Consider the following 21171-nt stretch of genomic DNA (forward strand, 5'->3'; position numbering starts at 1 on the left):
TCCTTCCTCAGACAAGTGGTTCAACGGGTTGAAATGACGGAAATATGTTTCTGAAACGCACGGTCGGTCTCCGGGTAATCGCTGCGATAATGCACGCCGCGACTTTCACGACGTTCAATCGCCGAGGTGATCATCAGTTGTGAAACCAGCAGCATGTTCTGCAGCTCCCAGCCATTCAATGTTTTGAATTCGCGATCGACCACATACCGGTTCCAGAAATCGACTTTGTCCTTCGCATTTTTTAATGTATTGGCACTGCGGGTAATGCCCACATCGCGCCACATCAGGCTGGCCAGCGAATTCCGCAGGTCCTTGCTGTTTAAATCTTCGTCGGAACGTTTTTCGACATCCCAGTCTGGCAGCAAAGAAGCCGAATACTGGTCCGGCTGATTCAACGCTGCCTGTGATGCACCACGCCCCGCAGCAGCGCCAAAGATCAAGCCTTCCAGCAAACTGTTCGATGCCAGCCGGTTACTGCCGTGCAGACCGGTGGAAGTCACTTCGCCCGCCGCCCACAGATTCGGCACCGATGTCTGTGCCTGCAGGTCGGTTTTCACGCCCCCAATCATATAATGCGCACCCGGTCGAACGGGGATCTGATCTTTCGAGAGATCCAGCCCGAAGCTCGCACAAACTTTGCTGATGTTGGGAAACCGCTCTTTGACCAGCGATTTCTCCAGATGCGTCAGATCGAGATACACGCAGGAATGGCTGGTTTCCAGCATGCGTGCGGTAATCGCCCGGCTCACAATATCGCGGTGCGCCAGCTCCAGATCGGGATGGTAGTCGGACATGAACCGCACGCCATTGCAGTCGCGCAGATAAGCGCCTTCGCCGCGTACCGCTTCAGAAATCAGATAGCGGGCACCGCCGGCAATGTAGAGAACTGTGGGATGGAACTGCATGAACTCCATGTCCTGCAGCAGTGCGCCGGCGCGAAATGCCAGAGCATGTCCATCGCCGGTCGCCAGGGGAGGATTCGTCGTTTCGCGAAACAGACAGCCCGCGCCCCCGGTTGCTAAAATCACCTGTTTGGCCCAGATCAGCGATTTGCCATGGTAGCGGTTCCAGATCACCGCGCCCCGGCATTTGCCGTTCTCTGTCACCAGGTCGATGGTCGGTGTTTTCGTCCAGGTCTGAATGGAAGGTCGACTTTGCACTGCCAGGACCAGCGCCCGCATCAGTTCTTTGCCCGTGGCATCTCCCAGCGCATGGGCCACGCGACGATGACTGTGCCCCCCCTCTTTGGTGAGCGCGATCTTGCCGTCTTCGGTATCGAAGTCGGCTCCCAGTTCCACCAGTTCCTGAATATGCCGCGGCGCTTCGCGACACACAAATTCCACCAGCGCCTCATCACACAGATTCTTGCCGGCCGCCAGCGTATCCTGGATATGATTGGTGATGTTATCCAGCGGGTCGAGCACACCCGCGATGCCACCCTGGGCATACGCGCTGTTTGACTGCGAGACTTTGCCTTTGTTGACGATGATCGTTTCCAGCCGCGGGTCAATCTCCAGCGCCGCCCGAGAACCGGCAATTCCACCACCAATGATCAGCACATCGGTAAAGATATGAGGAATGCGTTTCGGGTTGATACGAGCAAGATAGCGCTGACCAGGTTCAATGGAAATCGGATCCAAGTCTCAGTGCTCCTTAAGCTCGTTTTGCCGAGACCGGCGGCTTCAGCAACCGCGCCGTCTCACTGCGATCAGATTGTCATGCAGGAAAATCCGCCATCGACGGCGACATTCGTTCCCGTCACAAAACTGCCGGCCTTGCCCGCTGCCAGCAGCAGCACGGCACCCGCCAGTTCTTCAGGATCACCAAATCGATTGGCGGGCGTATGATTCATAATACTCGCGACTCGCTCTGGTGTCAGCACTTTTCGATTCTGTTCTGCAGGAAAGAAGCCGGGAGAAAGGGCATTCACGCGAATACTCCGTTCCGCCCATTCGCGGGCCAGGTTCTGCGTCAGATTCAAAACCGCTGCTTTGGAAGCAGAATAAGTAAACACGCGCGACAGCGGCGTGATGGCACTCATGGAAGCGATGTTGATAATTGAACCCGCGACATCGTTGTCCAGCATCGACTGGCCAAACACCTGGCAGGCCACTTTGACACTCAGCAGATTCACGCGGAAGATCTGCTCCCACTCTTCATCGCTGATTTCCAGGAACGGCGTCGCCGCATTAATGCCCGCGCCGTTGACGAGGATATCAGTCGTGCGTCCATTCGCTTTCAGGTGCGCGACCAGCGCTTCCAGGTCTTCACGACTGGTGGAATCGGCTTTGAAAAATTCCGCAGTACCCTGCAGTTCTTCAATCATCTTTACACGGCCGGCCCCGTTTACCGCATTACGGCCGACAATTACCACATGGGCGCCCGCCTGTGCCAGGGTATCGGCGATCGCACCACCCAGCACGCCGGTTCCACCGATGACCACTGCAGTTTTTCCCGACAGGCCAAACAGGCTCTGCAAATATCCGGATGAGCTGGATTCACTCATCACATACCACCTTCTCTATATTTTGAACCAACGCCAGTCCGCAAGATGTTTCTCGTGGACTGGCATTGTAGTCTTAACCAATGAATTCCAGTTTGACCGGGTTAGGGATAATGCCCGCTTCGTAACCCCGCTTCAGCAACTCCGCGACGGCTTCCCGCCCCTTTTCGCCGAAGTCCAGGGTCCAGTCGTTGACATACATGCCCACGAATTCGTCAGCGCTGTCCCGGTTCAGATCGCGACCGTATTGTAAAGCATGGTCGAGCGCTTCATCCCGGTGTTCCAGGCCATATTCGATGCTGCGCTTCAGAATGGCGGTGACTTCTTCCATCATCTCCTGGCCCATATCTTTGCGAATCGCATTCGCACCCAGGGGCAAAGGCAGACCGGTTTCCTCGAACCACCACTGGCCCAGATCGACGACCAGTTTCAATCCCTGATTACCATACGTCAGCTGGCCTTCATGGATGATCAGACCCGCGTCGAACTTGCCCTGCTCGACCAGGTTCAGGATCTCGTCGAAAGGATGCTCTTCGTATTCGAAATCATCGCCCAGCAGTAATTTCAGAGCCAGAAAGGCAGTCGTCAGCTTACCGGGAATGGCGATTTTTTTGCCCCGCAGATCGTCAATGCTCCACTCTTCGCGAGCGACAACCATCGGACCATATTTGTCACCCATCGAGGCACCACACGAGCAGATCGCGTAGGTATCTGTCAGGTAAGCATAACCATGCAGACTGACAGCCGTCAGCTCCAGTTCGGCATTGAAGGCCCGCTGATTGAGCGATTCAATATCCTGTAACTCGTGAGTAAATCGATACTTACCAGTTTCGATCTTGTCGTTGGCCAGAGCATGAAACATAAAGGCATCGTCCGGATCGGGACTGTGGCCTACCTGAATTAATACTTTTTCATCTGTCATCATGGATCACACACAATAAATGGAGTCTTGGTGAATATACAAACGATTGATCGCCGGCGGAAACACCAGCTTCAACAGCAGACTATCTAAGCTCAAAAGCGTTGCAGAACACTATAGAGAGTTCCCCGCCACTTAGCCACCTTGCAGCAAGAACAACTTCCAAAGCGAACCACCCGTGCCCGCAAAACACGTACTGTGATTCAATTTATTGAAACCATACACCCAAAGATGTATATTCATACACATCATATCGGTTTTATTTACTACCACGAAAAAGCGCGAAATTTAAGACTGAAAATTCACACCTTTGAGATCAGGCAGAAGATTGATCTTACTTACGGTAACAGGAGAAATAGAAATTTTGATTTGAAGCTACTCTATGTGTTACAGGCTACCAATCGAATTTTTTCGTGTAGTTTCGTACTTTTCGTGGTAGCAAAAAATCACTCATATTCGAGTATCTTTTGCAGTAAGTCAGTCGGGCTGTCTTCAGGATGAACATCAATTTCGCGGCACTCGGTGATGTTGCGAAAGAACGTATGCTGGCGTTTGGCGAAGCGCCGCGTCTGCTGTTTCAGCATCTCGACTGCCCGGTCCCAGGACCACACACCTTCCAGGTAATCGATCAGCTCTTTATAACCCAGCGCCTGCCGAGCCGTGCGACCCATGGGGACTTCAGCGGCGAGTAGCTGTTTGACTTCGTCCAGCAAGCCCTCTTCCAGCATCTGATCGACGCGCAAATTGATGCGGTCATACAGCCACTCCCGGTCCGGCAGTAACCAGAAGACGTGCGCCGGGCATTCCTCTGGAGTCAGAACATCTTCCGCATGTTGAGACGATAGAGGAACCCCGGTCACATGATACACTTCCAGCGCCCGGGCGACGCGGCGGACATCGTTGAAATGATATTTCTCTGCAGAAACCGGATCGACTGCCGCCAGTCGCTGATGCAGGGCTGCATTCCCTTCTGTCTCTGCGAAGGACTCCAGTTCGCTGCGATAATCCCAGTCTGCAGAAGGTCCATTGAAGACACCGCGCAAAATCGCCCGCAAATACAGACCCGTTCCACCGACAAACAGCGGCGTTTTTCCCCGGGCGACGATCTCTCGGCAACACGCTTCCGCCTCCGTAAAGTATTCGGCGACGCTGTATTTTTCATGAGGATCAATCAAATCCAGCAGATGATGGGGCACCCGTTCGCGCTCGGCGGCAGACGCTTTCGCAGTTCCGATATTCATGCCTCGATACAACGACATCGAGTCCATTGCCAGGATTTCGGCGTTCAAATGTTCTGCCAGCAACAGGCTGAGCTCAGTCTTACCACACGCCGTGGGACCTGCCAGAAACCAGCACTGTTGAAGAATTTCCCGGGGAAACTGCATGTTTAATCAACTTGGAGACACGAGTCTCCCCTCACGAAAATGGGGGACTCTCTGTTTGCGGGGACTCGTCATCCGAGCCCTTTTCAGCTAGGATACACAAGGAACTGCGACACATTCACGATTCCTGACTGTCATAGAGTATATTTATCCGCGTCGAATGTCGAAAGAGAGACACCATGGCGAGCTTTGAAGCCAGCGTTCAACTGAATGCCACACCGCAGGAAATGTTCGATTTCCTGATTGATACCGAGAATATCCTGAAGATCAGCCCCCCCGATACCGGTCTGTCATTCACGAAAAAACCGGATAAGCTGTACCTGGGTGCCATCCTGGAATTTCAGATTCAAGGCTTCGGCCAGGTTCAGGAAGGAACGCACGAAATCATCGTGTTTGAAGAACCCACGCTGTTCACAGAAAAACAGATCTCGGGCCCGCTCAAATCATACACTCACGAACACCATATCGTGTCCAATGGTGATAACCAGATCACGCTCATCGATCGTCTGGAGTTCGAGCCACCAGGCGGCCTGCTCGGCTTTCTGATTACCAAATCCAAACTACTTGATCTGTTTGACGAAGGCTTCTATCAGCGACATCAGACTCTGAAGAAACTGTTTCCCTGAGCTACGAACCGCACTCGCTCATTTAATAATCGAACGGTTACCCTGCTGCAGTTGCTGACCTTGCGGCCGCGCGATCCGTTCTGCCGGTAGACCCAGGTCCGCCTGCACCGGTTTATCGGGCTCTGTCAGATAAACCGTTTTCAAAGCATCCAGACGCTCTTTGATGAGGGACAGCTGCGCCAGTTCTTCGGTGATCGAGACATTCGATGCTTCCAGAACACCAGAGCGCACCAGACCGGCTCCCTTTGCTCCCGGCGTCAGAACCCGCGCGACACCCGCACGCGGGGTCGTGGTAAACAGACAGGATTCTCGTGGAAACAGTTCACTCGCATCGGTGAAGCAGGCAATTTGCAGTTCGCCCACAGTCAATTCATCCGCGGCGTCTGCCAGCAATGCGGTCACGATACCCGTTTCCGAAATCTGAATGGAGTGTGCTTCGGTCGGCAGCTTGATCTCAGGCACGATCAGATAATTGTGCTGCGAACCGCGAATACATAACCGGCGGTCGGCATCAAACATCAGCCGTCCCGTGCGGGTATATGCGGTGGTCTCACCCAGTCGCACCTGCAGAAAACCCTGCCCCTCGATGGCAATATCCAGTTCGCGCCCCGTCTTCAGCAGTTCGCCACTCGTCTGAGAAATCCGCGTCTGCAGGACCTGGCTTCCCATACCAACGGCAATCGGCGGCTCGGTATCCGATTCTTCACTCGCCGGCGTTTTGACATACTCGTAAGGCAGCGATTCGAATTCCACGTACAGTCGTTTAAAACCAATCGTTCCGGCGTTTGCGATATTATTGACAATCACATCCCGCGAGAGACGCAACGCATCGACCGTCGGACGCAGACGTTGCTGCAGTTCGTCCCGGTCCGCCTGGGAAGAAAACCCGATGAACCCGGACTGGTCTGGTAATACTTTCTGTGTTGAAGAGACTGGCTGCTGAGGCAGTGGCGCTTCAAAGTGCGGCTCCAGTTGCACCCACTTGTCTTGCGTGCCGCGCAGGGCACCTTTGGGCTGCAGCAGTTTGCGAATGGAAAGCAAATCGGAGGCCACTTTGTGAGGCACTCCCCGCAACTCTTCAAACCAGATCTGTAATTCTTCGTCTGTCGCGTCGGGAAGATGCTCGCGAATAATGGAACGCGTCATCTTGTCATCACGTGCATCAGAACGTTTTTGTGAATCCGCCAGCGGCTCTGCATTCAAAGGGGGCATCAAAGGACCCGGTGTCTGCAGAAAATCCTGGATTGGTTTTGCCAGAATCAGCGGTTCCGGATCAGCCTGTTCTCTCACATCGTCTGAAGACTCAGTTTCCACCGTGCCCGGCGTACGCAACAGCGGGCCATTCACGGCTGTATCATCCGATACCAGTTCCGCTGCTTCTTCAGTCAGATCTTCGGTTTCCGCCAGCGCCAGTTCTACAGGACCCAGTGAGGTTTCCGTCAGCAAACTTCCTTCCTGAAACTCAGCTTCTGAATTCGCAGGCTCAGCAGCGATTCCGTGCGCTCCCTGCGGCAGTGTGAGGGCGACAGGAGTTCCTCCTTCAACCAGACCCAGATCCTTCAGATACAGGATTCCCTGAATAAACAGCACACCGCTTAATACACAAACGGAAACAGCAAAAATGATCCGCTCAAAGTTTTTTCTCATATCCTGCTTCCTTGCAGTAACAAGGTTCGACATCCGGTTTCGACCTGCTGATTTCTGGATCGCATCACATTTAACCATAGCGTCTCTCAAACTATGATACTCGGCTCAAATAGCCCTGGAGACGCTTTAGTCAAACTGGACACAGTCTAGTGGAATGTTTTTTTTAATTTGGGTTGATAGCTATTACGAGAGTGCGACATCGGAACACGTAAACAACACCCCCCACCCTCAATTCGTAGCTTGACAATGCATTAGAGCAAAACAGAATCGTTAAGTTATCGGAATTAACGGTTTAGGACAAGACTTTTCTCCGCCCTGCGCAGGCCATCTGAATCGATCGCGCTGTTCTGAACTATTCTGACGGGTGAGAGCCCGCGAATGTAGCGTAATCCGCCATGAATGACATACAATAACAGACTCTTCACATTAAACCCGTACACTGTTATTAAAGTGGAGAGACTGTCGATGTGTCGCCCTCCCCGATTTTCGAGTGACCTGACTCCCAGATAAACCAAAGCGCTGCCATGAATATGACACTCCCCAAAGTTTACCGAGTCCGCCAGAACTTCCCGTCCTCACGGATCGAAAACGTGGCCGAAACGGTTCGTACTGAACTGGCAAAACTTAATCTGGAGAAAACAGTCAAACCGGGAGAGTCCGTCGCGGTTACCGTCGGTAGTCGGGGCATCGCCAATATCTCTCTGATTATCAAGACCACCATTGACTATCTGAAAACAATCGAAGCGGTCCCGTTCATCGTGCCCGCCATGGGCAGCCATGGAGGCGGGACAGCGGAAGGGCAGGCTGAAGTCATTGCCGCTTATGGAATTACAGCGGAAACAATGGGTGTGGAAATTCGCTCATCCATGGAAACGGTCATCGTCGATACCACCTCGCACGGCATTCCCGTCCATTTCGACAAACATGCGTACGAAGCCGACCACGTCTTGATTTGTGGCCGCGTGAAGCCGCACACCCGCTTTGTCGGCGATATCGAATCCGGCCTGCATAAGATGATGCTCATCGGCCTGGGCAAACATGAAGGCGCCAAAATTTATCACCGCGCGATCGAAGACATCAGCTTCGAAGAAATCATCAACGCCGTCGCGAAATCGATTTTGCAGAAATGTTCGGTCGTCGCCGGGCTGGCGATTGTGGAAAACTCCTACGATCAGACCGCCCTCATCGAAGCCGTCCCACCTGAACAGTTTTACGAACGGGAAAAAGCGCTGCTCAACATCGCCCGCGACTGGCTGCCTCGCCTTCCGTTTCCGCAGACTGACCTGCTGATCGTCGATCGCATTGGGAAAAACATCAGTGGTTCGGGCATGGATGCCTGTGTCATCGGGCGCAAGTTTAACGACCACGCCGCCACCGAGCGTGACACGGTCTCCGTCAAACGTATTATGATTCGCAGCCTCACCGAAGAAACGCACGGCAATGCCTGTGGCATCGGCCTGGCTGAATTCACCAACGAGCGCACTGTCACCAGTGTGGACTGGAAAATCACCCGGATTAACGCTAATACTGGTAGTCACCCGACCGCCGCCATGGTACCGCTGGCCTACCCGACCGACCGCGAAGCCATTGAGGCGGCCCTGCAAACCATCGGACTGGTTTCCCCCGAAGCCAGTCGCATCGTACAGATTTTTGATACACTCGAATTGAGTGAAGTCATCGTCAGTGAAACGTACCTGGAGGAAATCAACAGCCGCGACGATCTGGAAATCATTGCCGGACCGTTCGAACTGGCCTTCGATGCGGAACAGAATCTGACACCCGTTTTTAATGAACCACAACACTAAATCATTTAACATCAACAGAAAGAACGACATGTCCACCGAAGGCCTCTCTGCTGCCGCCCTTGAAGAACTAGCCAAGTACGATACACCCACCGTCTGCAACGTGATCGAACTCTGGAACATTCGCCCCCGCAATACCGGCTACATGAATGATTCCATCAAAGCCTGCTTCCCCAAGATGCCTCCGATGGTCGGCTATGCATTGACATCCACTTTCCGCAGCATGGCGCCTCCCCGCAGCGGTGATGTCTATTCCGGCCTCGATGCCCAGGTCGCTGCTTTTGAATCGCTGCCCGGTGCCCCCGTTGTCGTCTATCAAGACATCGATGAACCCACGGCGTCCGCCACTTTCGGCGAAGTCATGTGCTCTACCTACAAAGCCTATGGCGCAAAAGGCATCATCACTTCGGGTGCAGGCCGCGATCTGGATCAGGTCGAAGCGCTCGACTTCCCCGCCTTCACGAATGGCACCAACTGTGCCCACGGTTACTGCCACACACTGCAGGTGAATGTCCCCGTGTCCGTTGGCGGCATCCCCATTTACCCCGGCGATCTGCTGCACGGCGATCTGAATGGCGTCACCACGATCCCGACCGAAATCGCCTCCGAAGTCGCCGACGCCTGCAAAGACCTGATGAAAGCCGAAGACATCGTGCTCGACTATCTCAAAACCGGCAACCTGACAGCAGAAGGGCTCGGCGAAGCCCGTAAAGAACTCGTAGCCGAAATCGCCAAACTCGGTAAACGACTCCGCGGTGAATAGTTGATCTTCAAGTCAAAGTGATTCAGTAGGAAAAGCCGGCTCTTTCGGGATGTCGGCTTTTTTTGTGGAACGTGGACTGCGATCATTGTTCGGACACACAGGTAGCACTCGCGCAAACTGTTATATAACCAGAGCGCATCACATTTAACCATAGCGTCTCACAATCTATGATACTCGGTCCAAATGGCCCTGGAGACGCTACAGTAAAGCTGGACACAGTCTAAAGCTTCTGGTTGTACCGGATGCAATCCGGGATTGCCACAGGAAACTGACAGTGAACATGTTCGAACGACAGGCGTTTTACCAACCCGTTTGCAGTAGGGCAAACTCATGGGTTTAACCTTACTCGGATTCATCGCTGGTACTGTCAATTTCCTGCTCGCTACGCTGGGCCCGGATTAGATCCGGGCCCACTCACTGTTTTTCATTTCGTGTCGTTTCGTGATTTTCGTGGTAGAACTCACTCCTCGTCGTCGGCACCTTCGTTGGCTTCGTGCATGTCCAGCTGGCCCATTTTGCGGTACAGGTTCGACCGATGCAGGCCCAGGCATTTCGCGGTCTCGCTCATGTTGCCGCCCACGCGTTTGATCGTGCGACGGATGTATTCCTGCTGGAAGCGACGCGAGGCTTCTTTCAGACTCAGGTCGGCGGACATGTCGACCACCGAATCGCGGGACGGACTCAGAATGAACGCCAGGTCTTCCACTTCCACCCGATCGCCGGCACACAGGAACGCGACCCGCTCCATCAGGTTCCGCAGCTCGCGAACATTGCCGGGCCAGAGATGGGCCTGCAGCCGTTTTTTGGCTTCCGCAGAAACTTTCAATAAGCGACGATTCGCCTGGGAGCAGAACTGTGTCAGGAAAAACTCGGCCAGTAGAATCACATCTTCCGGACGATCGCGCAACGGGGGCAGATCCAGTGTGACCACGCTCAACCGGTAATACAGGTCCTCGCGGAACTTCTTATCGCGGACCGCATCCGCCAGCTTCGCATTCGTGGCAGCCACGACGCGCACATTGATGGGAATCGTTTCCGAACCACCCACGCGAGTGACGACCTTCTGTTCCAGCACGCGCAACAGCTTGGCCTGGCCTCCCGGGCTCATGTCGCCGATTTCATCCAGAAAGAGTGTGCCCCCTTCCGCCAGTTCGAACTTGCCGGCCCGTGTCTCGTGGGCATCGGTGAAGGCCCCTTTCTCGTGGCCGAACAACTCGCTTTCGAGCAGTGTTTCGGTCAGAGCCGCACAGTTGACCGCGATGAACGGCGTATTCGCTCGCGGCCCCTGGTAATGCAGGGACTGGCTGACCACTTCTTTCCCGGTTCCGCTTTCCCCCAGAATCAAGACAGGCAGATCCGTGCTCGCCAGACGTTCAATCGTGGAACGCAGTGCCGTGATCGCAGAACTCTTACCAATGACCTGCACTTTCTGTTTGGCCTGTTCTGTCAGTTGATCTCGACTGCGGGACAGCTGTTCGATTTCGCGGGTATTCTCCAGCGCGGTTGCCGCCTGCACACCCAGTTCTTCCAGGCTCTGGGCATCGGCGTCATCGTAGTCGGCTTTGCCCTTCTCCTTATTCATGACCTCAAACGCACCAATCAGTTCGCCGGCGTTATTCCGTAGAGGGACACACAACAGGTTATGGGTGCGGAAGCCGCTCGACTTATCCACACTGGGATCAAACCGCTCGTCGTTGTAGGCATCATCTACGCAAATTGTTTTGCCACTGCGAATCACATCACCGACAATCCCCACATCATCGGGCAGCCGCAGCGTGTTGCCTTCCACTCCCAGCGCGGGACAGGCCACAACCTGCTTGTGTTCCCGGTCCCAGATGAAAATACTGGAACGCTCGCTCTCCAGCAGACGTGTCGCTTCTTTGGCGATCAGTTCCAGCAGAGGCTGAGTTTCGCGGGCTGAGGAAAAACTGGAGGCGATGTGCAATGTTGTCTGCAGGCGTTTGATACGGCGCAGATGCTTCTCCCGCTGCTCCACGATCGACAATGCATAACCCAGTGCGCGGGCCGCAATGATCGCTTCACTCAGTGAGGCCGCAGTCAGGTCTCTGCCACCCACCAGCAGAATCGTACTCGGCCGGACATCCCCCAGTGGTGCCGCCATGAACGACCAGTCGGCCCGGTTCTCATCGACACACAGTCCGGCGGCATCGCGGTCCAAGGCCTCATCACACAGAGTTGAAGGAAAGCCACCGGCCGCGTTACGACCGAATTCGAACAAGGTTTCCCATTCCGGCGTCCGTTCAATCAGGGTGCACCACTGACACGAAAGTTCAGTCGCCAGCTGAGGCAGAAACTGCCGCACATAGTCATCGCCTGATCCCTGCCGCGTCGCTTCTTCCAGCAAACGGTCGCACATCTGAACCAGGGACGCTTCCGCATCATATTTGGAAAATAAAGGTAGTCGCTTCCAGTCTAACCACTCCGCAGTTCCGATCTTACTCACCTGGTACTCCCTCAGTATGAATCAAAAGAGCCATATATCAGATTCAACAGGCAGACTTCTGTCATCCATTCGCCTCTGCCCCTTGTCGGAATGATAACAGACAAAAGGCGACCCGTCATCCAAGTGTGGACTCGTTTTGCACATTTTTCGGCCCCTTTTGACAAAGGCCCCCTGTAGACTATGAGACCGTCAGCCTCAACCCAGACCGTGATTTCCGCAAACAACTCGCAATACCCGCAGTCTCACCCTGAGATTGAATCATTTGAACAGATCCGGCATTACTGATTTTATGACCGTTGCCAGAGATTTGCTGTTCCCTGCGGTTTAAGAATCCTGCTTTACTGTCACTTCGGACTTCAGAGTGTTACTGTATTGGGATAACCGGAGCTCAAAATCCAGCTTCGTATTTTGCATTGTCACAATCTGTATCTTCCTGCATTCAAGAGAACAATTATGTTTTGTCTCAATGTTATTCTCACATTAAAAAACGCCTCTGACGAACAGGAAATTCAGGGACTGCTGACCGAAGCATGTCGCCTGTCTCGCACCGAACCTGGCTGCCTGCGGTTTGACGTCTATCACTCCGAAGGCGAACCAGCCACGTTTGTGCTTGTCGAACACTGGGAAAGTGAAGACGCCTGGAAGACCCATCGCGAAGCCGAAGCCTACACTCAGATTTACCAGCCCCAAATTCTGCCTCGTGTCGAACGAGTCCCTTATCGCATGAAAATGCTGCTGGAATAACCGGCTGATTTTCATCAGAGATAACGCCTGAATGATCCTCAGACCCGTTATTCATCCCCCCACTCAAACCATAGATAGTGAAATTACTTTAGAGGAAACACGTCGATGCCATCCGATTCGCAACCCATTTTGAACAAGTACAGCTCCCGTATCACACAGCCCCGTTCCCAGGGTGCCTCGCAAGCCATGCTCTATGCCACCGGCATGACCGAAGCGGATATGGACAAAGCCCAGGTCGGGATCTCCAGCGTCTGGTACGAAGGCAACTCCTGCAACATGCACCTCAATAAACTGGCTGCGAAGGTCAAAGAGGGCGTCGAAGCCGCCGGCCTGGTCGGGATGCGATTCAATACGATTGGCGTGAGCGACGGGATTTCCATGGGAACCGACGGCATGTCTTATTCATTGCAGTCCCGCGACCTGATCGCTGACAGTATTGAAACCGTGACCTGTGCCCAGTGGTACGATGCCAACGTTTCGCTGCCTGGCTGTGATAAGAACATGCCCGGCTGTCTGATCGCCATGGGTCGCTTCAACCGCCCCTCGATCATGGTTTACGGGGGAACCATCGCCCCCGGTTGTCTGAATAACGAAAAGCTGGACATTGTCTCCGCGTTCCAGTCTTACGGCGAATACCTGGCCGGTACCATCACAGATGAAACCCGGAAAGAAATCGTACAGAAAAGCTGTCCCGGAGCGGGTGCCTGCGGCGGCATGTATACCGCCAACACCATGTCCTCTGCCATCGAAGCTTTGGGCATGTCACTCCCTTACAGTTCATCCATTCCCGCGGAACACCCCGATAAACTCGACGAGTGTATCCGCGCCGGTGCCGCCATTAAGAAGCTGCTGGAACTGGATCTGAAACCCCGTGATATCATGACCCGCGAAGCCTTCGAAAATGCGATGGTCCTGATTGTCGCTCTGGGCGGTTCCACCAACGCCGTACTGCATATGCTGGCCATCGCCCGTTCCGTCGATCTGGAACTGACGATCGATGATTTCCAGGCCGTCAGCGACCGCATCCCCCTGCTGGCCGATTTCAAACCCAGTGGTAAATATGTGATGGCCGACCTGCAGGAACAAGGGGGTACCCCCGCGGTCCTCAAATACCTGCTGGAAAAAGGTTTCATCAACGGCGACTGCATGACCGTCACCGGAAAAACACTGGCCGAAAACCTGGCTGAACTGCCGGGCCTTAAAGCAGGCCAGGACATTATCCATACGGTGGAAAACCCGATCAAGCCCACGGGCCACCTGCAAATCCTCAAAGGCAACCTGGCTCCTACCGGCGCGGTCGCCAAGATCACCGGCAAGGAAGGCCTCGTCTTTGAAGGGACCGCCAACGTCTTCGATTCTGAAGAGGATATGCTCAAGGCCCTCGAAGATAAGAAGATTCAAAAAGGCGATGTGATCATCATCCGCTACGAAGGCCCTAAAGGGGGACCGGGCATGCCTGAGATGCTGACCCCGACCTCTGCTATCATGGGAGCCGGCCTGGGTAAAGATGTCGCTCTGCTGACCGACGGACGGTTCTCGGGGGGATCGCATGGCTTCATCGTGGGACACATCACCCCCGAAGCACAGGATGGTGGACCGATCGCGCTGGTCAAAACCGGCGATAAAGTCATCATCGACGCCGACAAAAATCGCCTGGATATGGACGTCAGCGATGCAGAAATCGCAGAACGTCGCAAAGCCTGGACGGCCCCTCCGTTCAAATACACGCGTGGCACGCTTTACAAATATATCAAGAACGTGAAATCCGCTTCCGAAGGCTGTGTCACCGACGAGTAAACAGCGAAATAGAAACGAAAACAGCCCGGAATCAGAAACTGGTTCCGGGCTGTTTTTTTAATTGAGGGTTATCGGTTATTCGTCTTTGGGAGCATCTGCTTCTTTTTCAGGCTCCTTCGTTTTTGCCGGCTCTTCAGTGGCAGCGGTCTCTGCGACCTGATTCTGCGATGCGACTTCCTGTTTGTTCTTCTGCACCAGTTCTTCCATACTCTTTTTGGAGATCCGGGCCATGCCATTGACGGTGTCTCCTTCAGGCAGCGTGTCATAGGTCACCACCAGATCCTCATCATTCACCAGGACCCGCAAGTGGTAGGTTTTAAAAATACCATTCCACTTGTAATGGTAGAGCCGCAAGATGGCCCCGGATTCATCTAACTCCGTAGCCGGGCTGCCCTGAATTGTCTCTTCAAACTGGGAGAAAGGGAACTCTCCGGCATTCCCTGCTGCATCCATGGAGGCCCCCAGGCTTTCGAAAGTTTTCGCCTGGGACGATTTGGCCCGCCATTCGAGTAAAACCACAGCCAGCAGGATCGCGATAAACACCCATGAGATCAAACGGCGTTGTGTCGAAACCTTTTTCTTCGGCTTTGATGCGGGTTCAGAAGTTTCTGCGGATTCCGGGGTCGAACTCATGCTGGCTTCCTTTAGACTGTGTCCAGTTTTACTGTAGCGTCTCCAGGTACATTTGGACCGAGTATAACAGGTTGAGAGACGCTATGATTAAATGTGACGCGTTCTAGTACAGAGATAGATTGCTGACCTGTCATCAACGCAATTAAGAAGCGGTTTCGCTCAAGTTGACTGGGCCTGCTCCTCAGAGCACATCAGGAGCCAGCCACAAGAGCTACACACCAGATTAACCTTCCTGCCCCTGAACCTCAAACAGGAGTTGGCAGATTCACCAGAGTTTCATCGATTTCTGTCCGGGTGATTAAAAGATCCCCCGGGGTTCCTCATCGGCAAATGGATGCAGCGCCTGGATGCCTTTGGGTTTAGGCAACGCATTGACCAGTGCTTCTGCCATCCGGAAGTCCGCTGCGGTTGTAATTTTCTGATTTAAAGGGGAACCTTCGACGATTTTGACCTCATGCCCCAGATGCTCGACCAGTTGCGCTTCGTCGGTCGCCTGAAAATCGCCGCGCTGTGCATACGCGTCTAACAGCAGTTGCCGCTTGAAGACCTGTGGTGTCTGCGCCGCCCAGAGGTCCGTGCGATCGACGGTTTCCTGAATCATCAGATCCTTGCCGGCCCGTTTGAGTGTACTGGAAACGCGGACAGCAGGGATCACGGCATCATGTTTTTCCGCAGCAGAAAAGATTTCGCCCACCCATTTATCCGTAATCAAGGGACGGGCCGCATCGTGGATGGCAACATAATCAATGCCTGATTTGACCCGCGCCAATGCGTTTTGCACCGAGTCCGCCCGTTCTGCGCCCCCGGCGACGATTTCAATTTCCATAAAGGCCAGGTTGGGACGAAACTTCTGCTTGAACCACTCGATATCCTCAGCCGAGACCGTAATGATCAGCTGCTTCACATCCTCCCGGTTCGAAAAGATCTCTGCAGAACGCACCCAGACCGCGCGCCCCTTCAAATCCATGAACGGTTTTTTCTGAGGCCCGGTACCGAGGACCGCTGCTCCCTTCGATCGAAATCGTGAACTCTTGCCGGCTGCTGCTAAGATGACTGCGAAGCTCGCCACTGTATTTCCCTCTCGTTAACCTGTGCCCCGTGCTGCTGACATGCCCTCTCAATCCTCTGAAGGCACATCGATTCTTCACACTCTGTTTCTGAAGTTTAACAAGCCGGAATTCCGCATCCAATAGCACGCACTCGCGAATTCCATTCTGCCTGACGAATGCGTTCCCAGGCGTATAGAACTTCGCCGAAATCATGTTGATCTAAATCAACACACCACACCACTGATGTTTTTTCACCACATCATCTGTGCCGTTTTTTCGCCATCCCAAATTTCTTATCTAACCGCAACTCACTACCAACATTCAACTTAACTCGCAAGTGACTGAGAACCTTTACAGTCTGGCACTCTATTTGTTTAAAAACAGAAGCACTTCGATAACCAGACTGGTCAGACAGATTCACTTCCCCGTACTTGATGGCCTCTGATCGATCCTCCTTGAGAAACCACTTTGTCACTTTGAATTTGAAATAGAGAAAGCCATTATGGAACTCCCGACACTGATTCTGGTAACACGCGACACAGTGATTCAGCAGCAGATCCTTGCTCATTTCAAAAAAACCTTTCAGCTCTCGATCTGCAGCAGCCTCGAAGACTGCTACGAACAATGTCGTGGACAGGAGATTGACTCCATCCTGGTCGATCTGCGGTTTCTCCTGTCGGGCGGACATCAGGAAGATCATCTGCTCGATATGATTCAGTCTGCTGCCCCTGATACAGAAATCATCCTGCTCACCGAGGAAGAGTGTCCCGAAATCCTGGAACGGCGGACCGCCTGCACTTCCATGATGCACATTAAAGGGTTCGCCAGCGAAGCAGAACTGCTGCTGGAAATCGACTCCTGCCTGAATCCCGACGAGAAGGTCGTTGTGACTCAGACACTGGTGATGAATGCGGCTCATGGATCTTCGACTGCTGGTTCCACACCCGAAAAGAAAACGATGGCAAAGCGTCCTTCCACTTCGAACGGCAGTCGTGAATCAACAGAGGCAGCCAACGAGCATGGCATTACCCGTCGCTTCGAAACCAATTCACATGAAATGAAGCTCATGCTGAATGAACTGGAAATCGCCGCGCAGCATGATGTGACCGTCCTGCTGATCGGGGAAACCGGTGCCGGTAAAACCTATCTCTCCCGTCTGATCCATGATGTTTCTCCACGCCGGAACGAACCGTTTCTGAATGTGGCTTGTGGAGCGTTGCCGAACGATCTGATTGAAAGTGAACTGTTCGGACACGTACGTGGTGCCTTCACCAGTGCCCATGCAGACAAAGACGGTAAGTTCCTGGCTGCAGGTCGTGGCACTGTTTTGCTGGACGAAATTGATGTGCTGGGTCCCGAGCAGCAGGTCAAACTGTTACGCGTGATTGAGACCGGGGAATTCGAACCGATTGGATCGAATAAAACCCACGTCAATCAGGCCCGACTGGTTGTCGCCAGTAATATGGATCTGCAGCCACTTGTCGAACAGGGCAAGTTTCGGCCTGACTTGTACTATCGATTGAACATGTTGAAATTCGATGTACTGCCCCTGCGACGACGTAAGTCAGATATTATCGTGCTGGCGAATGATTTCGTGCATCAGATGTCAATCAAACATAATATTCCCGTCGATCGCATTGATGAAGAGTTTATGGAAGCTTTGCACACGTATCCGTGGCCCGGGAATGTCCGGGAACTGGAAAACGTGATCCGCCGCTCGGTCATCTACTGCCGCGAAGGAGTCTTACGCAAAGAGAACCTGCCATCGCATATCCTGATGGGACTGGTTGGCCCGACCAATGACCCGTCCGTCGTGTTGAATCACAAACAGAACGATTCGGAACGCCTGGGTGACCAGGTGGCAGTTACAGAGAAAGATCTGATCGAACAGGCTCTGTTCAAAAACAATTACAGCCGCACGAACACCGCTAAAACACTGGGCATCAGTCGTGTGACCCTGTATAACAAAATGAAGAAGTATGGCATGAACACAAAAAAATGATGACACCCATAGGGAGTGTCATCATGAAATGTGTCGGCTCTGATCAACGTGCTACTTCTTAGGGCCCACCAGTTCGATGAGGTTCCCATCGGGGTCACGCAGCAATGTCAGATAAATGCCTTTCGGAAAGCCTTCTGGCAGAGCAATCGGGCCTTTGGCAATCGGTTCAACACCGAACGCCTTGGCTCGTGCCAGAGCAACGGTGGTGTCCTTGACATAGATCGTCAGATAACTCACTCCCAGGGAAGAGTGGATAAACGCGTTATCTACTTTCTTACCCGGTGCCTCTTTAAACTGCATCAATTTCACGTTCGTTGCCGTGCTGTCATTTTCCAGCACCAGTGGGTACACCTTGAATGCCAGGTTGTCCGACAGTCCTGAGTCGGCTCCCATCTGCGGAGTCACTTCGAATGGCTCCCGTGCTTTGAGCCCGAGTGCGTCCTTGTAAAACGCAAGTGATTTGTCGATGTCGCTGACCACGATTCCGAAATCGACGGTCGACTTGGCGAACTCGGCATCGGGAACAGTTTTGCTGCTGGCGGACAAAGCTGCTAATCCACTGACCACAAATACAATAAAAGTCGTGCAGATCAGCTCGCGGTTCACAAAACTGGGGTTCTTCATTGACATACTCCTGAATGAAACTGGAAAAGGCACTTTTTCATCTACAAAACAGGCCTTGTTCACATCAGGCTACTTTGATCAGATTCAGACCTCAACCCGAGCTCATCAGTTATCTCAAAAGTATTTAAAATCGCGACTTAGTTCATTAATTGATCTTGTGAAATTGAGATCCGTCAGTCTCTGAATATTCCACCCGCACTTTTTTCTTTTATCCCAGTCTGCAAAATGCTATAACAGCTAAACAGGAGAACTCTGGCTTAATATACATTAACGATCAAAGGATTCGAAATGAAATCAGTTGTGTACGCCGCAATGATCTGCACCACAGTCACCGTGATGCAGAGTCTTACTCTCGGTCGGCTCAACGCGGACGAAAAACCCAAGGTCAACCGCACCCGGTTTTACATCGCCAGCCCGGAAGGCAAAGACCCGAAACAATATTACGTTTCAGAAGACTACTATAATACTGGCTCCCCCACCTTCTCGCCCGATGGTTCGAAACTGGCACACGACTGCTGGAAATCTCAGGACGGCGAAACTTTTTCCAACGTGAAAATCATGGTCGCCAACGCGGATGGCTCTGATCCAAAAATCATCGGGGCCGGCGCCATGCCCAGCTTTTCTCCCGGTGGCAACCGGATTGTCTTCTCGCAACCCTCCCCTTCCGGAGTCGCGATCATGAACGCGGACGGCAGCAATCGTACGCTGATTGAATCGGGAGCCTGGGGTGCCCAATGGTCGCCCGACGGTAAAAAAATTGCCTACCGCGCTTATACGTCCGGCAAAGCCAATCTCAGGATCTATGATCTGATTGAAGATACCAAGTTCGATGTCTTCCCTGCAGGCGAAAGTCCTTACTCCAGCATCTCCTGGAACATGACCTGGTCACCCGACAGTAACTGGGTCTGCTTTCTGGGACGCAATGCTGCCGATCAGATGTATGAAGTCGTCACCGTCAATACCGCCGGCATGCAGGAAGGCTATAAGGTCCATTACCGCAGCAAAGTCTCACCCTACCAGGATATGGCCTGGCATCCTCAGGGAGACATGATCGTCTTCGGTTCCGACACCAAACCGCGACAACTGCTCAAGTTTAACCCGGCGGAAGACAAACCGCCCGAACCCCTGGACATTACAGTCGATGGCAATATCAACGGCGATGTCACCTTTACTCCGGATGGACAACATCTGTTGTTCAATGCCCGCGATAAATAGACAATCCTGTTCAATACGATTAACCCCAGTCAGCAGGGACGACGGATGAGTTTTTTCTTACATATCGTCAGTTGCCTATTTCTCGGAACGTTATTATTCAGCGGCCTGAGTAGCATGCCAGCCACCGCCGATGAACGCGCGACAGAACCTGCCCGCGTTCGTTTTTATAAAATACCTGCAGAAGGAGGCGACCCCGCATTATTCCTGGTTCCCGGAGAATTCGATACTGCTGGATCTCCCGCCTTCTCCGCCGACGGTCAGAAACTGCTGTTCGATGGCTGGAATTCACAGGCTGGCGAAACATCAATCCAGGCAAAAATCATCATGGTCAACGCTGACGGCAGCGATCTGAAAATTCTAGGTCCCGGCGCCATGCCCAGCTGGTCACCCGGCGGAAATCGGATTGCGTTTTCCCAGCGCGCTCCGTACGGCGTCGCCACTATGCACGCCGATGGCTCTCAACGAACACTCATTGACGAAGGAGGCTGGGGCGCGCAGTGGTCACCGGATGGCAGAAAAATTGCCTATAGTTTTCCGATCAAAGGCAGAGGGAACATCCGCATTTATGATTTGATTGAGGGCACGAAAACCGATCTCTTCCCCCCAGGCGAAAGCCCTTACACCAGCGTCTACTGGAATATGGCCTGGTCACCCGACAGTCAGTGGCTCTGTTTCAAAGGCTGCAAAGCATCAGACAGAACCTTCGATGTCGCCACCATCAACGTCGCAGGGAAACAAGCCGGCTTTAAAGTGCATTACCATCACAAGACGGCCCCCTATGCAGATTTTGCCTGGCATCCGGTCGGTGAAATGATTGTTTTCTGCCCCCAGACAATGCCGCGGCAGCTGCTCCAGTTCAACCCCGCAGACGACAAACCGCCGGAACCTGTCGACGTCAATTTCGAAGCCACTCTCAAAGGAGATGTCAGCTTTACCCCGGACGGCGGTCAACTGCTGTTTAGTCTGAATCCACCAATTAAAACTGCAAATTAAAGCCTTAC

17 protein-coding genes are annotated in these 21171 nt (G+C 53.2%); 8 read left to right on the top strand and 9 right to left on the bottom strand.

Annotated features, from left to right (window positions below; translation table 11 throughout):
* Positions 1 to 20: 20 nt before the first annotated feature.
* From nadB to miaA, 4 genes are all read right to left on the bottom strand, one after another.
* Positions 21 to 1640 (bottom strand): L-aspartate oxidase, encoded by a 1620-nt coding sequence (nadB, locus tag Pan161_RS27295; RefSeq protein WP_145231905.1) that lies wholly within the window; start codon positions 1638 to 1640, stop codon positions 21 to 23.
* A 68-nt stretch (positions 1641 to 1708) separates the two neighbouring features.
* Complete coding sequence (locus tag Pan161_RS27300) at positions 1709 to 2506, bottom strand: SDR family oxidoreductase (RefSeq protein WP_145231906.1); 798 nt, start codon at positions 2504 to 2506, stop codon at positions 1709 to 1711.
* A 73-nt stretch (positions 2507 to 2579) separates the two neighbouring features.
* On the bottom strand, positions 2580 to 3428 hold the full coding sequence (locus Pan161_RS27305) for a menaquinone biosynthesis family protein (RefSeq protein WP_145231907.1): 849 nt from the start codon (positions 3426 to 3428) through the stop codon (positions 2580 to 2582).
* A gap of 440 nt (positions 3429 to 3868) precedes the next feature.
* A complete protein-coding gene (gene miaA / locus Pan161_RS27310; protein ID WP_145231908.1) occupies positions 3869 to 4807 on the bottom strand; it encodes a tRNA (adenosine(37)-N6)-dimethylallyltransferase MiaA in 939 nt (312 codons plus the stop codon).
* Positions 4808 to 4983: 176 nt separating this feature from the next.
* Here miaA and Pan161_RS27315 point away from each other — a divergent pair, with 176 nt between their 5' ends.
* Positions 4984 to 5430, top strand: a complete 447-nt coding sequence (locus Pan161_RS27315) for an SRPBCC family protein (protein WP_145231909.1) — start codon at positions 4984 to 4986, stop codon at positions 5428 to 5430.
* 18 nt (positions 5431 to 5448) lie between these two features.
* Here Pan161_RS27315 and Pan161_RS27320 read toward each other — a convergent pair whose 3' ends face one another.
* Positions 5449 to 7077 (bottom strand): flagellar hook-basal body protein, encoded by a 1629-nt coding sequence (locus tag Pan161_RS27320; RefSeq protein ID WP_197995559.1) that lies wholly within the window; start codon positions 7075 to 7077, stop codon positions 5449 to 5451.
* 524 nt (positions 7078 to 7601) lie between these two features.
* Between Pan161_RS27320 and Pan161_RS27325 the strand changes: the two genes are divergently transcribed.
* Together Pan161_RS27325 and Pan161_RS27330 are read left to right on the top strand one after the other, a co-directional pair.
* Positions 7602 to 8882, top strand: a complete 1281-nt coding sequence (locus tag Pan161_RS27325; RefSeq protein ID WP_145231911.1) for a lactate racemase domain-containing protein — start codon at positions 7602 to 7604, stop codon at positions 8880 to 8882.
* Between the two features lie 28 nt (positions 8883 to 8910).
* The gene (locus Pan161_RS27330; RefSeq protein ID WP_145231912.1) at positions 8911 to 9642 is read left to right on the top strand and encodes an RraA family protein; all 732 of its coding nucleotides are present in this window, start codon (positions 8911 to 8913) and stop codon (positions 9640 to 9642) included.
* Between the two features lie 460 nt (positions 9643 to 10102).
* Here the strand turns inward: Pan161_RS27330 and Pan161_RS27335 are convergent, their stop codons facing one another.
* On the bottom strand, positions 10103 to 12106 hold the full coding sequence (locus Pan161_RS27335; RefSeq protein ID WP_232103520.1) for a sigma-54-dependent Fis family transcriptional regulator: 2004 nt from the start codon (positions 12104 to 12106) through the stop codon (positions 10103 to 10105).
* A 453-nt stretch (positions 12107 to 12559) separates the two neighbouring features.
* On the opposite strand from Pan161_RS27335, the gene Pan161_RS27340 reads away from it, so the two are divergent.
* Both Pan161_RS27340 and ilvD read left to right on the top strand, forming a co-directional pair.
* Positions 12560 to 12850 (top strand): putative quinol monooxygenase, encoded by a 291-nt coding sequence (locus Pan161_RS27340; RefSeq protein WP_145231914.1) that lies wholly within the window; start codon positions 12560 to 12562, stop codon positions 12848 to 12850.
* Positions 12851 to 12955: 105 nt separating this feature from the next.
* Positions 12956 to 14647, top strand: coding sequence for a dihydroxy-acid dehydratase (gene ilvD / locus Pan161_RS27345; protein WP_145231915.1), 1692 nt, complete (start codon positions 12956 to 12958; stop codon positions 14645 to 14647).
* A gap of 75 nt (positions 14648 to 14722) precedes the next feature.
* On the opposite strand, the gene Pan161_RS27350 is transcribed toward ilvD, so the two are convergent.
* Entirely contained in the window at positions 14723 to 15280 is a 558-nt protein-coding gene (locus tag Pan161_RS27350; protein WP_145231916.1) for a hypothetical protein, read from the bottom strand.
* 298 nt (positions 15281 to 15578) lie between these two features.
* On the bottom strand, positions 15579 to 16349 hold the full coding sequence (gene ispD / locus Pan161_RS27355; protein ID WP_145231917.1) for a 2-C-methyl-D-erythritol 4-phosphate cytidylyltransferase: 771 nt from the start codon (positions 16347 to 16349) through the stop codon (positions 15579 to 15581).
* A gap of 482 nt (positions 16350 to 16831) precedes the next feature.
* On the opposite strand from ispD, the gene Pan161_RS27360 reads away from it, so the two are divergent.
* Positions 16832 to 18331 carry a sigma-54 interaction domain-containing protein gene (locus Pan161_RS27360; protein WP_145231918.1) on the top strand — a complete coding sequence of 500 codons (1500 nt, stop codon included), beginning with the start codon at positions 16832 to 16834 and terminating at the stop codon, positions 18329 to 18331.
* Positions 18332 to 18382: 51 nt separating this feature from the next.
* Here the strand turns inward: Pan161_RS27360 and Pan161_RS27365 are convergent, their stop codons facing one another.
* Positions 18383 to 18955: a VOC family protein gene (locus Pan161_RS27365; protein WP_197995560.1), complete on the bottom strand. Its 573-nt coding sequence runs from the start codon at positions 18953 to 18955 to the stop codon at positions 18383 to 18385.
* 288 nt (positions 18956 to 19243) lie between these two features.
* Between Pan161_RS27365 and Pan161_RS27370 the strand changes: the two genes are divergently transcribed.
* Together Pan161_RS27370 and Pan161_RS27375 are read left to right on the top strand one after the other, a co-directional pair.
* Positions 19244 to 20170, top strand: coding sequence for a TolB family protein (locus tag Pan161_RS27370; protein ID WP_145231920.1), 927 nt, complete (start codon positions 19244 to 19246; stop codon positions 20168 to 20170).
* A 45-nt stretch (positions 20171 to 20215) separates the two neighbouring features.
* Positions 20216 to 21163, top strand: coding sequence for a TolB family protein (locus tag Pan161_RS27375; protein WP_145231921.1), 948 nt, complete (start codon positions 20216 to 20218; stop codon positions 21161 to 21163).
* Positions 21164 to 21171: the final 8 nt, after the last annotated feature.

Origin of the sequence: Gimesia algae (assembly GCF_007746795.1) — a bacterium.
GTDB classification, from domain to species: Bacteria; Planctomycetota; Planctomycetia; order Planctomycetales; family Planctomycetaceae; genus Gimesia; species Gimesia algae.